The organism is Acetobacter fallax, from assembly GCF_011516735.1.
Taxonomy (GTDB): Bacteria; Pseudomonadota; Alphaproteobacteria; order Acetobacterales; family Acetobacteraceae; genus Acetobacter; species Acetobacter fallax.
The window spans coordinates 57,372-72,063 of the sequence record NZ_WOSX01000018.1; the positions used below are offsets into that span (position 1 = coordinate 57,372).

Consider the following 14,692-nt stretch of genomic DNA (forward strand, 5'->3'; position numbering starts at 1 on the left):
TCATGTTGCAGGTTGCCTCAGTTCATATCTATCCGGTCAAAAGCCTGCACGGCATCTCGCCGGAACGCATCACATTCGACCCATGGGGACCACGAGGCGATCGCCGCTGGCTGGTGATCACGCCAGATGGCGATTTTATCACGCAGCGCAATGCTCCCGTCATGGCGACCATCGCCATCACTCCGACAAAGACCGGTCTTGTCCTGCACCACACCAGCGCCAGCGATCACGCTGTTCCATTTCCATCGCAGTCCGTCCGCACCGTCCAGGTATGGGGCGACTCTCTCTCCGGGGCCGATGCCGGCAATGAAACAGCCGACTGGCTGTCCGCTGTCATCGGCCGTCCATGCCGGCTGGTCCATATGGTCTCACCTGAAACAGAACGGCGTCGCAACTGGAACGGTCAGGATTACCATGTCTCTTTCGCGGACGAATTCCCCGGCCTGCTCTGCACATCCGCCTCACTGACCGACCTCAACACCCGCCTGGCGAACCCCGTCCCGATGACCCGTTTCCGCCCGAACCTGGTCATCGAAGGTACTGCCCCATGGGAAGAAGACACCTGGTCGCGCCTGAAAATCGGTGCCGCGGAGCTGCACCTGGTCAAACCATGCTCCCGTTGTGTCGTCACAACCACGGATCAGGACGCCGGCACGATCCCCGAACCCGGACAGCCCCTCAAAGAGCTGGCGGAATTCCGGCGCCAGCCAGGCGGCATCATGTTCGGCCAGAACATCCTCGTGAAAACACCAGGCCCGATCCGCATCGGTGATTCCGTGGAGATTCTGGAACGCGTCCCGTCCTGAAGCCGGCATACCATCATATCTCACACAGCCGCGGGTTACCCACCTCCGGCTTTCGTGCCGCAGCGCTCCGGTAAAACCCGATCCGTCATCCCGCGTTTCGCCAGCACGCAGAGTAGTATCCGCAGCGAAGAACCGGGTTGCCATCACTGCCCTCCGCTCAGACGCGGAAAATTCATATCGCTTCGGTTTTGGTATCCGGCACATGATCAGCTATAGGGCTGTGCTTATGACAGGAGCGTGAAGGGAAACTGGTCCTTCCGCAGCCCCGGCGCTTAAACCCGCCCGAGAGGAGCAAGTATGCAGGCTGACATCCCGGCACGCTCTGCCGTCGTCGATCTTGGCTCCAACTCCGTCCGAATGGTTGTGTTCGACGGAATTTCCCGCAACCCGGTGCCCATCTTCAACGAAAAAGCCGTTCTGCGCCTCGGCCGCGGCCTGACAACAACCGGCAGACTGAACGAAGACGGCGTCGCCATGGCCGTCGATGTGCTCCGGCGCTTTCACGCCATTGCCCGTGGTATGAATGCCCACCCGTTCGAAGTGCTCGCCACCGCCGCCGTGCGCGATGCCACAAACGGCCCGGAATTCGTTGCTTCGCTGCGTCATTTCATGCCGGACGTACCCATCCGCATTCTCTCCGGAATCGAGGAAGCCGATCACTCAGCCCTTGGCGTGCTCTGCGGCATCCCCGAAGCCAATGGGCTCGTCGCCGATATCGGCGGCGGATCGCTTGAGCTGATCCACCTCGACAGTGACGGGCGGCATGACGCTGACACGCTGGCGCTCGGCGTCATTCGTCTCAGCGACCGGGCCAGCGGCAATGTCGCAAGCGCAAAAGCTATCGCCGATGCCGATCTGACCGGGGTGCAATGGCTTAACGACATGCAGGGAAAAACGCTCTATCTCGTCGGAGGCGCCTTCCGCGCTCTGGCGCGCCTGCAAATCGCGCGGACGAACTATCCGCTCAATATCGTCCATTATTACACGCTCAATCCGCAGGCTGCCCGCGACATGACCGGCTGGCTGATTCAGAGCAATCGTCGCTCGCTCGAACGCCTGCCCAATGCGCCGCGTAAACGTCTCGATGATGTCCCTTTCGCTGCCACCGTCCTCCGTCGCCTCATCAGGCGCATCGAGCCGGAGAAAATTGTGTTCTGTGTCGATGGCCTGCGTGAGGGCTGGTACGCGCTGAACGTCGCCCCGGAACTCCAGATGCTCGATCCGCTCGAGACCGTCTCCCGTGATATGTGTACACGTCTCGGCCGAAGCGATACCCTGCCAGACGCCCTGATCGACTGGACAGGGCCAGTTTTCAGCACCGAAACCGATCTGCAGCGACGCCTGCGTCAGACTGCCTGCCGTCTGTCCGATGTCGGCAGCCACGATCACCCCGAATACCGGGCCGAGCAGACTTATATGCGTGTGCTCTGGGTCCAGGGGGCAGGATTCGATCATCAGGCGCGGGCTGCCCTGGCTCTCGCCCTCGCTGTCCGTTACGAAGCCGAGCCCGATACAGCGCCTTATCTCAGAACCTCACGCTCTCTGCTGGACGATGACGCGTTCACCTGGGCGATCACTCTTGGCCTCACGCTCCGTCTGGCCTACGCTCTGTGCGGAGGCACTGAAACGCTGCTCGACGGCACCCGGCTCGAACTGATCAGCAATCAGCTCTGTCTTCACCTCACATCCGCCCGCGTCGCAGTGCGGGGAGATGCCGTCCGCCGCCGCCTGAACCGGCTCGCTCAGGCCATGAAACTGACAGCGAGACTGGATGAAGCGCCACAGGTCGTCGCTACGGTGTAAGGTTTAAAGTAAACCGGAGCCTCCACAGAACGACAAATGCATGGCGGTTTTCCCACGCCGTTGTTTTTGCCGATAAAAAAATATTTTTTGAAACCGGTTGTTCACGAACTTGCGAAAAGCATGACCGGGCATGTCGGCGTATGCTGCCTTCTGCCGTTTGCCCGTCACGCCTGCGGGCTACAGGGAGTCAGGTCACCGATGAATGAAATCTGTCAGAATCAGGCAACACACTCTCCCCGGTCCCCGGCCAGGGGAGAGTGCTGATCGTGTCTGACCGGATTTTCTCTCTCGATGCCGCACTCAGCCGCCGGCAGCCTGCTTTGCCGGAAGGCGTCTCTGCCGTCAGGATTCTGCTGGTCGATGATGATCCGGCCGTCCGCAAGACCCTCGTGGACGGCATAAATGCCATAGCCGGCGCCAGTATCTGCGGCGAAGCGTCCGATTCCGAAGACGCTTTCGACCTCCTGGTCAGGGCCCGCCCCGATCTGATCGTGATGCGCGCTGACCTGCCCGGAATGAGCGGCCTGCAGGTGACGCGCTCTGTCATGGTGCGCCAGCCCACCCCGATCATCGTCACGGCAGACCTTGCGACACCGGATCCCGAAATCGCTTTCGAAAGCCTTCGTTCCGGCGCACTGGCCCTGATACCCCGCCCTGCGTCCGCTGCCGCAGGGCGCGATCTCGCGGCGCGCATTGTCGCCTGCGCCCGCCTGGCTGGCGCCTCCGCGAGCAACCTGGTCGAAATTCCCGACGCTCCTGGTGTCCCTGTCGCACCCCGCCTCATCACACTCGTCGCGGGTGACGGCGCTCTCGGTCCGGCCATGCGCCTGTTCGATGACCTGCCGCGCCTCACCGCGCCACTCCTTCTGGCGACCAGTATCGACAGCGCTTTCTTTCCCGCTTTTGTCTCCTGGCTCAGTGACCTCATTCCGCAAGGCGCCATCGCCGCGATCCAAAGCAACGGAGGGCCGCTCAGTTCCGGTCCTGTCCATGTTCTTCCCGCCGGAACGATCGCGACCATCACGCCGGAGGCCGGCGTCTCCGTCATTACCGGGCTGTCAGGCCCCGGCAACATCTCGACGTTTGACCTGCTTCTGACCACAATGGCGGAGACACTCGGTGCCGCTTCCGCAGCCGTTCTCTTCGGCCATATCGGCACGGGCGGCGCCTCGGGTCTTCTCGCCCTGCAAAAGACCGGCTCCCGCACCCTCGCCGAATTTCCGGCCGCCTGTCCCTTCGCTCAGGCTCCTGGTCTCGCACGCCGGATTGGTGCCGCTGAGTTCTGCGGCTCAGCCTCTGAACTCGCCGCGTACCTCCGCGACCTCGTGACGCCGCCCGACACATCGCCTCCGGCGGCCGGCCCCATGTCATGAAAGATCTCGCGCCGCGTTTGCTCCTCGTGGAAAACGCGGTCACGCAAAGCCTCAGCGTCGGCCGGTTACTCGAAAGCTGCGGCTTTGTGGTGGAAGTCGCCCGCAGCGCCGAACTGGCACTCGAAAATCTGGACAGCTGGCTCCCGGCCGTCGTGGTCACGGATCTCGATCTGCCGGGCATGACCGGCGAACAGATGGCGCGCCAGCTCAGGCTCAACCTCACAACCCGAGCCCTGCCCATCATCATGCTCACCGACGGCCACCAGCCGGACATGGAACGGCAGGCGCTCCTCGCAGGTATCGACGCCTGCATCCCCAGATCCGCGGATGCGCGTTTCCTCGTGTTTCGCATTCATGCCCTGCTGCGTGGCTCGTTCGCGCCCCGTGCCGTCATGAAAGAACCGTTTCGCCGTCCGACAATCGCCGTTGCCACCGGCGCAGGCGGCGTCCTTATGTCCTGGCTGCCCGCGGACGCCGGAGAAACAGGCCGGTCAGAGGCAACGCCTCCCGTCGTGACCCTGCTGCGCGGAGAAGGGATGAAAGTCCTCCCGCTCGATGGTCCGGATCTTGCATCGCCCGAACTCTGGCTCTGTACAGTCGACTGCGCCATCATCGATCTGACCTGTCCGCTTTTCGATGGCCTGTCTCTCTGTGCCATGCTCGATGCCCGACGCGCCGACACCTCCGTCTCCGGAGAAGCGCCTCTCCGCCTGCTCGCTTTCACCGATGCCGCGGAATGCCGGGATGGTTCCGCCGCGACAGCCTATGCCGCTGGTGCCGATGATATCGTTGACTCCAGTATTGGCGCCGAATTTCTGCTGCTTCGTGTCCGCGCGCTCCTGCGCCGCAAGGCTCTGCTCGAAGAAACCCGCCGCAGCGAGGTCGAGCGCCTCGCGCGTGAGGCGGCCATGGAAGGCGCCCGCGCCAAAACAGTGCTCGCCGAGGCTCTCGAACAGGCCAACGACGAGCTGGCCAGCACCAATCGGAAACTGATCGATGCACAGACCAGACTGGTGCAATCCGCCAAAATGGCATCGCTGGGTGAACTCGTCGCCGGCATCGCGCACGAATTCAATAATCCTCTCGCCTTCGTTCTCGCCCATGAGGATACCGTCTCCCGTACGCTGGAGCGTGCCCTGATGGCCCTCGATGCCGGACAGGTCACCGAAGCACACGCCATGCTGGAGAAAAGCCGCGACCGCCTCGGTGCTTCCTCAATAGGGCTCGGTCGCATGCGCGATCTCGTCAGTAGTCTGAGACGGTTCTCACGTCTTGATCAGGGAGCCTTCGATGACGTGAACATGCCCGAAGCAATCAATACCGTTCTGGCGCTGCTTACGCCGAAACTTGAAGATAAAATCAGCGTGTCATGCAATTTTCAGGCCCCGCCGGTGCTTCGTTGTCAGATGGCGCTTGTCCATCAGGTCGTCATGAATGTCATCAGCAATGCCGCCGATGCTTTCACGATCCCGGAAGAGGGCAGGGCAGGGGATCCGTTCCACATCAGACAGCGCGATCCCGGGCCGCCGCAGATCCGTATCACCACGGCCGTCGAACCCCCGGACCTTTCCCACCCGGATAATACAGCCGGATACTACGTCATCACCATTAGCGATAACGGCCCCGGCGTACCGCCGCTCATGCGCGAACGTGTGTTCGAGCCGTTCTTCACCACCAAACCGGTCGGCGAAGGCACCGGCCTTGGCCTCGCCACTGCTTACGGTGTCGTAAAAGCCCACCACGGAACGATCGACGTGACAGAATCTCCGGAAGGCGGGGCATGTTTTACAATTTCAGTTCCTCTCCTTCCACACCCGTTCCCCGCCCGCGACACAACCGATTCCCATCCCACAGAGGCTCACCATGAACATGTCTGATCCTCTTTTCGGCAGCAGAACAATGCCACGCGACCGGATGCTGATTGTCGATGATGAAACGGAAATCCTCGTTGCCCTGAAGGATCTTCTCGAAGACGAATTCGATATCCTCAGTGCCACATCCGGTCACGACGCCCTGCTCGTCCTCGCCGGCCACCCGGACATCTCAGTCATCATCTCAGATCAGAAGATGCGCGACATGACCGGAGACGTTTTCCTGGCTGAAGCGAGAACCAGGTCAGACGCCGGAACCATTCTCCTGACAGGATACGCGGAACTCGATACCGTTGTCGGCGCCCTAAACCGTGGCGCCATCACCTTTTATGCCGCCAAGCCCTGGGAGCCAGGGGCTCTGCGCGCCATGGTCCGCGAAGCCGCCACCGCCTGCCGCACCCGCCGCGCACTCGCGACAGAACGCGCTATCCTGCGCAGCCTCTTCGATAATCTGCCGCTCGGTCTCGCCTTTACCGATGAAAACGGGCGGATCACACGGCTCAACAGCCTGGCCGCAACGTCTATGGGCTACCCCGTCGAAGAGTGCCTTGGCCGTACGGAGCAGGAACTGCTCCCGGCTTTGCCGCCCATGTCGCAGGATGCAGGCACCGACAGCCAGGATCTGGTCAAAAGAACTGATCCCACAGGACGGGAACACTGGCACCGCATCTCGCGCGTAACTCTGGAGAGGCCCGATGCCCCGGCGCCCGAAAACGGGCCGTCAGTCATTCCGCCCGGCACAAGGCAGGGGCCGGGGCAGGTCTCTGTCCTGATCGATCAGGACGTCACTGACCTGATCGAAATGGAAAAGCGTGCCCGTCAGGCTGACAAAATGCAGGCCATAGCAACCCTGGCCGGCGGTATCGCTCACGATTTCAACAACCTTCTCACAGCCGTCCTCGGCTCCCTCGAACTCGTCACCGATCTTCAGCCCCCGACAGATCCCAATGTTGCGCGCCTGTTCACCAATGCAATGGATGCGGCCCGCCGGGGCGCCGTGCTGACCCAGAAACTGCTCGATTTCAGCCGCCCGCGTGACCTCGCCCGCCGCCCGGTCGATATCCCGAAACTTCTCGGTCAGATGCAGGGACTTCTCACACAAAGCATCGGTGGAGGCGGTCCGCGCGCCATCCCCGTCCGCCTCGATCTTTCTGAAGCAACGCTCCCTCTGGCCTCAACCGATCCATCCCTGCTGGAAGTGGCTCTGGTCAATCTGTGTCTCAATGCCCGTGACGCACAGCCAAAAGGCGGGGAAATCATCATCTCCGCACGGGAAGCCGTCATCGCCCCCGACGCCGTGCCAGCCACGACTCCAGGCAATTCCGGACGAGAACGACCAGATCGCCCGCTGCCCCCGGGTCGCTATATCGTCATCACCGTTACGGATCGCGGTGTCGGTATGTCACCGGAGATGCAGGCCCGTATTTTCGAACCTTTCTTCACCACGAAATCCGTCGGCAGTGGTATCGGCCTCGGCCTGCCCATGGTTTACGGTTATATGCAGCGCAATGGCGGCGATGTCCGCGTCACCAGCACACCTGGCGCAGGAACCTCCATCGCGCTCTGGCTCCCTGCGGTGCAAGCACAGACGGGTGCTGAAACCAGTCCCCGCAAACAGGATGGAACCACCTCTCATCCAAACGGTAGCCGCAGCATTCTTGTCGTTGATGATGATCCGAATGTCGCTGCTGTCACTGTCGGTTTTCTAAAAAAAGCCGGTTTTCTGGTTCTGGAGAGCCACAGCGGAGCACAGGCGATCGAACTGGTCGAAAAACGACCGGATATCGGTCTCATCATCATGGATCTTCTTATGCCCGAAATGAACGGTGACGAATGTGCCCGTCGTATCGCTGTTCTGCGCCCTGACCTCAAAGTCCTCTTCGTCACCGGCTTCGCGGATCGTGCAACCCTGCCGGAACACGCGCGCGTTCTCCCCAAACCCTTCACCCGGGAAGCCCTGCTGTCAGGTGTGGAAGAACGCCTTTCCGCCTGAAGCATTCCTCCGAGCAGGTTCTCCCCCCACTTGTCGCCGCCTGGGGACAGCAATACGAATAATAGTTTACTGCTCCCCCGGATCGTCGGAAGATGCTGGTGAACGTCCGGTTCGCTTCCAATTCATCTTTCCGGGGTAAATAATGTCTGGTACCAGGCCAGTAAAGCATCTGCCCGATTTCCTGCTGCGTAATGCCCGCATTCTGTCGGATCGCACAAAAATCCTCCCACTCCTGCCCAAAGGCGGGCATATCGCAGAAGTCGGCGTCATGGCAGGCGAATTTTCACGCACGATGATAGAAGTCTGCCGGCCAGAACGGTTTTATGGCATCGACCTGTTCCTGATCCATGAAATGCCGCAGGTCTGGGGGCGTCCCACCTCAGAAATGTTCAAAGGCCAGACCCACCAGGCGTTCTATGAAGCCCGTTTCGCCAGAGAAATCGCCCGCGGGCAGGTTCAGGTGCTCGCCGGAGACAGCAAAACCATGCTGGAACGCATCCCGGACTACAGCCTTGATGTGGTCTACCTGGATGCCGATCACACCTACCCCTCAGTCATAGCGGAATTAGAGGTATGCAGCCGTAAACTTCGACCCGTCACGGGCCTGATCGTGCTGAACGATTACATCATGCGGGACGATGCCGGACCGTATGGAGTCATTCAGGCAGCACACGACTTCATGATGTCGCACGGGTGGGAAATGGTCGCATTCGCCCTTGAAGAAAATATGTATTGCGACGTCGTACTCAGAAAACTGCCCGCCAGCCGGTGCCGGCGGATCGCCCGGCGGCTGCCCCTTGCCGCCGGATACCACAAACTCGGACGTTTCTGATCACCAGCGCAGCCGGTAAAGCCATCAGTAAGACGCTGTTTCAAAAACGTCTCTGCCGGCAATCTGTCGCGCGTTTCGACGCAGATTTTCTACGCCCCCGGTGCACACGGCCCGCTCTCGCTCAGTAGTGTGGCCTTTGAAACAGTCCCTGAAGGGCAGACCATCCGCTTCACCTCTTGTGATCCGGCCCGGAAGGCCTATTTCTACGGTCATGAACACGCATCAGAGCACGCCCCACGATCCGGTGGGTTGGCACGGAACAACTATTCTCTGCGTCCGCCGCGACGATGAAGTCGCCATGGCTGGCGACGGTCAGGTCTCTCTTGGGCAGACAGTTGTCAAAGGCAACGCCCGCAAAGTCCGCCGCATCGGCCCGAAAGGCCAGATCCTCGCCGGCTTCGCAGGCGCCACTGCCGATGCCTTTACCCTGCTCGAACGCCTCGAAGCCAAACTGGAACGCTTTCCCAACCAGCTCGAACGCGCCTGCGTCGAACTGGCCAAAGACTGGCGGACCGACCGCTATCTGCGTCGCCTCGAAGCCATGCTGATCGTCGCCGACCAGACCCATTCCTTCACCCTCACGGGAAATGGTGACGTACTGGAACCCGAAGACGGTATCGTCGCCATTGGCTCGGGCGGAAACTACGCTCTTTCCGCCGCGCGCGCCCTGCTGCCCGTCGATGGCCTCACCGCCAGTGAAATAGCCCGCCGCGCCATGAAAATCGCCGGCGATATCTGCGTCTACACAAACCACGCCGTCACACTCGAAGTGCTGAACGAAGCGGACGGAAAGGGAACCCGATGAGTATCATCCACTTCTCGCCCGAAGAAACCGTCGCTGAACTGGACCGCTTCATCGTCGGACAAACCGACGCCAAGCGTGCCGTCGCCATAGCACTCCGCAACCGCTGGCGCCGGGCGCAGCTGCCAGAGGCCATACGCGAGGAAGTCGTCCCCAAGAACATCCTCATGATCGGCCCGACAGGCTGCGGTAAAACGGAAATCGCCCGCCGCCTCGCCAAACTCGCCCAGGCACCCTTCCTCAAGGTCGAAGCCACCAAGTTTACCGAAGTGGGCTATGTCGGTCGGGATGTGGAAAGCATCATCCGCGACCTGATCGAAACAGCAATCTCCATGCTGCGTGATCAGCGCCGCAAGGATGTTCGCGCCCGTGCGGAAGAAGCTGCCGAAAACCGTCTGATCGTGGTTCTCGCCGGCGAAGCCTCATCAGCCGATACGAAATCCCGCTTTCGCAAGATGCTCCGGAACGGCGAGCTTGAAGATAAGGAAATCGAGATCTCCATCGCGCCGGACCCGTCCACATCGCAGGGTGGCACGGAAATTCCCGGAATGCCGCCAGGCTCCGTGATGAATTTCGGCGACATGATGAAAAACATCATGGGCAGACAGCCTCAGCAACGCCGGCTCACCGTCGCCGCAGCCCGCGAGCAACTCGCCCGCGAAGAGGCCGATAAACTTCTCGACAATGAAGCCCTGACCCGGGAAGCCGTTACCCACGCGCAGGATAACGGCATTATCTTTCTTGATGAGATCGACAAAGTCTGCGCCCGTTCGTCAGATGGCGGCTCCCGTGGCGCCGATATCTCGCGGGAAGGCGTCCAGCGCGACCTCCTGCCCCTCATCGAAGGTACCACCGTCTCGACAAAATACGGTCCCGTAAAAACGGACCATATCCTGTTCATCGCCTCCGGCGCCTTCCACCTCGCAAAACCGTCCGATCTGCTCCCCGAACTACAGGGGCGCCTGCCCATCCGTGTCGAACTTTCGCCTCTGACCCGCGAAGACCTCCGTCGCATCCTCACCGAGCCGGAACACTCTCTGGTCAAACAGTATATCGCTCTGATCGGCACAGAAGACGTCACACTCGATTTCACCGATGATGCCATAGATGCCCTCGCGGAACTCGCCGCCGACGTCAATGAACGCGTGGAGAATATCGGTGCCCGTCGCCTCGCCACCGTGATGGAAAAACTGCTCGAAGACGTCTCCTTCAGCGCCTCCGAACGCAAAGGGGAGACCATCCGCATCACAGCCGATCTCGTTCGTGACCGGGTCGCTCCGCTCGCCAGTAAAGGCGACCTGAGCAGGTTCATTCTCTGATGGCCGTCGATCCCTTCGTCCGCCCTGAAGACGAAACCGCCGCCGATGCCATCGCCGTCATCGGTGACGAACTGGCTTTGTTCGATGACTGGATGGACCGCTACCAGTACATCATCGAACTCGGACGAAAACTTCCGCCATTCCCAAAGGAATGGACAGACGATGCCCACCGCGTTCCTGGCTGCCAGAGTCAGGTCTGGCTCGAAGCCCGCTGCGATGACGGCACGATGTATTTCGCAGGAGCCTCAGACGCCGCCATCGTCTCAGGCCTCGTGGCACTCCTCCTGCGTGTCTATTCCGGCCGCACACCAGAGGAAATCCGCGCCACCGATCCTTCCTTCCTGCACGATCTAGGCCTTGTCCAGGCTCTCTCCACCAATCGCGGCAACGGCGTCGAAGCCATGGCCCGTGCGATCCGCGCCGCAGCCACTCAGCAGATGGAACGGGACGGGCAGGGGGCAGACGCGACTGTCACTGCGGCCACCCTTTCGAAATAGAGTATTCTCCTGAAATTCATAAAAAGGAGGCCAGCACTCATTCCACATCCACACTCAGCCCGAAACACCGGGGATCCGTCGCCATAAATCCGGTCTCCAGCGGCGCCAGAACAGAGGGTTTGAGAAATGCGATTTCTCCGGGTGACAGGCTTCCGCGCATCTCGTTTCCCGAACGCCACTCTCCCGATCCCGCCCCGTAGCAACATATTGCCCGCAGCTTTCCCGTCAGTGGCGCCATTGCCGCCACACCACTGGCAACCGGTCGCAACGACACACTCACTTCCCGGGAAATCCCCAGAGCTCCCGTCAGAGCAACAATCTGTTCAACATCATCAGACAGAAAGCCTGGCCATGATCCCTGCAGGCCGTCCGGTTCACGCATTCGCATCAGAACCTGATCCAGCGCTCCGTTGAGAGAAAATCCCGCGGAGACATCCCGCATCCCCGCAATATCCGCGGCCCATGTCTCCGGCACACGCCGCCCCCAGACAACCATGTCTGTAAAAGGCGTCATAATATCAACGAGAATACGAGCTTCAGCCGAAGCGCATATACGTGGTCCACGGCCGCCGTCAGGCCAGCTTTCGATGACAAACATCGCTCACACCGTGACCACAAGAGGTTGGTCCGCCGACATGCCGCACGCATCCGGTTCGTCAATCGTCAGAAGCAGCCGGACGCGTTGCTCAACCGGTAAAGCCGACAATGGCGGTGATCTGTGCAATACCGCGCTCTCCTCCGACCATCCAGGCCAGCGCCGGCCTTTCAGAAGAACGACAGAGCCTGTCGCGGCCTCCTGAATCGTCTCTCCCTTATCTGACGTCCACTGCACGCCAGGTCCGATATAAGCGCAAAGCAGCCGCAATCCGACATTGTCGATGTGAAACCGGCGACAGCTGTCTCCCATGACCCTTTCCAGCCTGAACCGGACCGCGTCCAGCCCCGTCAGTCTCTGATAAAGAGACACCAGCCCGGCTGCATCCGATAACAGCGCCTCAGAATTCTCTGTCATCTCCGGCGTTATCAGCCGTCGCACATCCTCCGCTGTTCCCCGTGCCAGAATGACGGCCGGCCCGGAGGCCACATGCTCCGCAGCCTCCCGTACAACGGAAGAAGACAGTGCTCTCTCACAGACAGCAATCGACCGCCCGATCTCCCTGATCGCAGACAATCCGGGAGGAACTGAAAGCCGCGCACGGGTGGAACAGGGCAGGGAGGATGTCAGCGAAATCAGCATGATCGTCCATTATCGTGTGGTTGTTATGTTATAACATAACATATAAAGGAACAGGATCACAATCGCTGCCGGAGATCCTCAGATCATGACCGAAAAACTTCCTGTTACCGTGCTGTCAGGCTTTCTGGGTGCCGGCAAAACCAGTCTCCTCAATCACATCCTGAATAACCGGGAAGGCCTGAAAGTCGCCGTCATCGTCAATGATATGAGCGAAGTGAATATCGATGCCGACCTCGTCCGCGAAGGGACCGACATTTCCAGAACCGATGAAAAACTCGTCGAAATGAGCAATGGCTGCATCTGCTGCACTCTCCGCGATGATCTTCTGCAGGAAGTCCGCCATCTCGCCGAAGCCGGACGTTTCGATTACCTGCTGATTGAATCAACCGGAATCGCCGAACCACTTCCCGTCGCCGCCACTTTCGACTTCCGTGACGAAAACGGCGAAAGCCTCAGCGACATCGCACGCCTCGACACCATGGTCACAGTCGTCGATGCCGTGAACCTTCTGAAAGACTACGCCTCCACCGATTTTCTCAAAGACCGTGGTGAAACCGCAGGAGAAGACGATGAGCGGGCTCTCGTTGATCTCCTCGTCGAGCAGATCGAATTCGCCGACGTGGTCGTCCTCAACAAGGTTTCGACTGCGACCCGTGATCAGGTCGAAGCAGCCCGGCAGATCATCCGCGCGCTCAATCCCGACGCCGATCTCGTTGAAGCTGACCACGGTGCCGTCCTCCCCGAACGCCTCCTCAATACGCATCGCTTCGATTACGAAAAGGCGCAGCAGCACCCGCTCTGGTATAAGGAACTGTTCGGATTCAAAGATCACAAGCCCGAAACAGAGGAATACGGAATCCACAGCTTCGTCTATCGTGCCCGTCGTCCGTTCATCCCGGAAAAATTCAAGACCTTTATCGACGAATCCTGGCCCGGCGTCGTCCGTTCAAAAGGCCATTTCTGGCTCGCAACCCGTCCTGAACAGGTCGGAGAACTCGGCCAGGCCGGAGCGCTCGTCCGAACCCAGGTCATCGGATTCTGGTGGGCGGCCATTTCAAAAAAACAGTGGCCCGACAGCGATGAATGGCGTGACTTTCTCTTTGACCGCTGGGATCCGGTCTACGGGGACCGACGTCAGGAAATCGTTTTCATAGGCACACAGGACATGGACGAACAGGCCGTCAGAAGCGCACTCGACGCCTGCCTCGCCGCTCCCGAACCGGATGGCCGCTTCATCCCGTCACGCTATGCCATGCTCCCGGATCCGTTTCCGGCATGGCAACGTCAGACAGACCATGGCCACTCCGAACACGTGCAGCAGGTTTCAGAACATGCCTGAACCCATCACAGGCCACCAGAACCAAAGAACGCGCGATCCGCGATGGAACCCGGTATCGCTATGATGGTGATGGAGGGTCGCTTCGACTCACGACCGTCCGCCATGCGCTGGCGCCTGACGGAACACGCCTCTGACCCTGCTCGTTAATATCGTCATGCTCTGAAAGCATTGCAGACGCGCTCATGACCTGACGAGACGAACAGAACGGGCGCTCCTTCATTGTCCGGATATTGTGAATGTCCTGAGCGCTCTGCTGTCGCTACTCGTTACAATGACTGTAACGGCCAGCCATTGCAGCAACGATGCCGCGCAGGCCAGCGTTCTTCGCCATGAGTTCCCAAACCATAGAATAAAGTTTTAACCGGATATGAGCATAATGGGAGTATCAGCGGTCAGGACGACAGTTTTACCCTGATCGGGAGTGACATGAAGGGCATCGTTTTCAATCTGCTCGAAGACGCCGTCAGCGAGCATTACGGCGCTGAAACCTGGGAACTCCTGCTGGATGATACCGGGCTGGATGGTGTCTACAGCTCCCTGGGGGATTACCCCGACTCAAATATGCAGGCCATCGTTGAAGCCGCGGCACTCCGCCTTAAGATCCCCGGGAGCGATGTCCTCAGATGGTTCGGGGAGGCAGCGATGCCTTTACTGAAAAACACTTATCCGGAAATATTCGCACCGTTCCATTCCTCACGCGCGTTCATTCTCTCAGAGCCTGAATCAGAAAGCGGTTTGATTGATTTTTCGCAGAACTCTGCGGATATGGGCAATCATCAACCATGCGCAGGATGACGAGATTGTTGTCTCGACATCCTTC

12 protein-coding genes and 2 pseudogenes are annotated in these 14,692 nt (G+C 60.0%); 11 read left to right on the forward strand and 3 right to left on the reverse strand.

Annotated features, from left to right (window positions below; genetic code table 11):
* Nucleotides 1-2: 2 nt before the first annotated feature.
* From GOB85_RS10440 to GOB85_RS10480, 9 genes are all read left to right on the forward strand, one after another.
* Nucleotides 3-806: an MOSC domain-containing protein gene (locus GOB85_RS10440; RefSeq protein ID WP_173578067.1), complete on the forward strand. Its 804-nt coding sequence runs from the start codon at nt 3-5 to the stop codon at nt 804-806.
* A gap of 297 nt (nt 807-1,103) precedes the next feature.
* A complete protein-coding gene (locus tag GOB85_RS10445; RefSeq protein WP_173578068.1) occupies nt 1,104-2,609 on the forward strand; it encodes a Ppx/GppA family phosphatase in 1,506 nt (501 codons plus the stop codon).
* Nucleotides 2,610-2,875: 266 nt separating this feature from the next.
* Nucleotides 2,876-3,982, forward strand: coding sequence for a chemotaxis protein CheB (locus GOB85_RS10450; protein WP_173578069.1), 1,107 nt, complete (start codon nt 2,876-2,878; stop codon nt 3,980-3,982).
* Complete coding sequence (locus GOB85_RS10455) at nt 3,979-5,859, forward strand: ATP-binding protein (protein ID WP_173578070.1); 1,881 nt, start codon at nt 3,979-3,981, stop codon at nt 5,857-5,859. The genes GOB85_RS10450 and GOB85_RS10455 overlap by 4 nt, the downstream gene beginning before the upstream one ends.
* Complete coding sequence (locus GOB85_RS10460) at nt 5,852-7,846, forward strand: response regulator (protein WP_242011440.1); 1,995 nt, start codon at nt 5,852-5,854, stop codon at nt 7,844-7,846. Before GOB85_RS10455 ends, GOB85_RS10460 begins: the two co-directional genes overlap by 8 nt.
* A 142-nt stretch (nt 7,847-7,988) precedes the next feature.
* Nucleotides 7,989-8,678, forward strand: a complete 690-nt coding sequence (locus tag GOB85_RS10465; RefSeq protein WP_173578071.1) for a class I SAM-dependent methyltransferase — start codon at nt 7,989-7,991, stop codon at nt 8,676-8,678.
* A gap of 211 nt (nt 8,679-8,889) precedes the next feature.
* The gene (gene hslV, locus GOB85_RS10470) at nt 8,890-9,483 is read left to right on the forward strand and encodes an ATP-dependent protease subunit HslV (protein WP_173578072.1); all 594 of its coding nucleotides are present in this window, start codon (nt 8,890-8,892) and stop codon (nt 9,481-9,483) included.
* Complete coding sequence (gene hslU, locus GOB85_RS10475; RefSeq protein ID WP_173578073.1) at nt 9,480-10,799, forward strand: ATP-dependent protease ATPase subunit HslU; 1,320 nt, start codon at nt 9,480-9,482, stop codon at nt 10,797-10,799. The genes hslV and hslU overlap by 4 nt, the downstream gene beginning before the upstream one ends.
* Nucleotides 10,799-11,296 carry a SufE family protein gene (locus GOB85_RS10480; RefSeq protein ID WP_173578074.1) on the forward strand — a complete coding sequence of 166 codons (498 nt, stop codon included), beginning with the start codon at nt 10,799-10,801 and terminating at the stop codon, nt 11,294-11,296. Before hslU ends, GOB85_RS10480 begins: the two co-directional genes overlap by 1 nt.
* A 37-nt stretch (nt 11,297-11,333) precedes the next feature.
* Here GOB85_RS10480 and GOB85_RS10485 read toward each other — a convergent pair whose 3' ends face one another.
* Both GOB85_RS10485 and GOB85_RS10490 read right to left on the reverse strand, forming a co-directional pair.
* The gene (locus tag GOB85_RS10485; protein ID WP_173578075.1) at nt 11,334-11,894 is read right to left on the reverse strand and encodes a hypothetical protein; all 561 of its coding nucleotides are present in this window, start codon (nt 11,892-11,894) and stop codon (nt 11,334-11,336) included.
* 3 nt (nt 11,895-11,897) lie between these two features.
* Nucleotides 11,898-12,533 carry a DUF1826 domain-containing protein gene (locus GOB85_RS10490; RefSeq protein ID WP_173578076.1) on the reverse strand — a complete coding sequence of 212 codons (636 nt, stop codon included), beginning with the start codon at nt 12,531-12,533 and terminating at the stop codon, nt 11,898-11,900.
* Between the two features lie 85 nt (nt 12,534-12,618).
* On the opposite strand from GOB85_RS10490, the gene zigA reads away from it, so the two are divergent.
* Together zigA and GOB85_RS19285 are read left to right on the forward strand one after the other, a co-directional pair.
* Complete coding sequence (zigA, locus tag GOB85_RS10495) at nt 12,619-13,872, forward strand: zinc metallochaperone GTPase ZigA (RefSeq protein WP_173578077.1); 1,254 nt, start codon at nt 12,619-12,621, stop codon at nt 13,870-13,872.
* Nucleotides 13,873-14,298: 426 nt separating this feature from the next.
* Nucleotides 14,299-14,547, forward strand: a pseudogene (locus GOB85_RS19285) (heme NO-binding domain-containing protein); the annotation flags it as partial.
* A 48-nt stretch (nt 14,548-14,595) separates the two neighbouring features.
* Here GOB85_RS19285 and GOB85_RS10500 read toward each other — a convergent pair.
* Nucleotides 14,596-14,692, reverse strand: a pseudogene (locus GOB85_RS10500) (IS5/IS1182 family transposase); the annotation flags it as partial.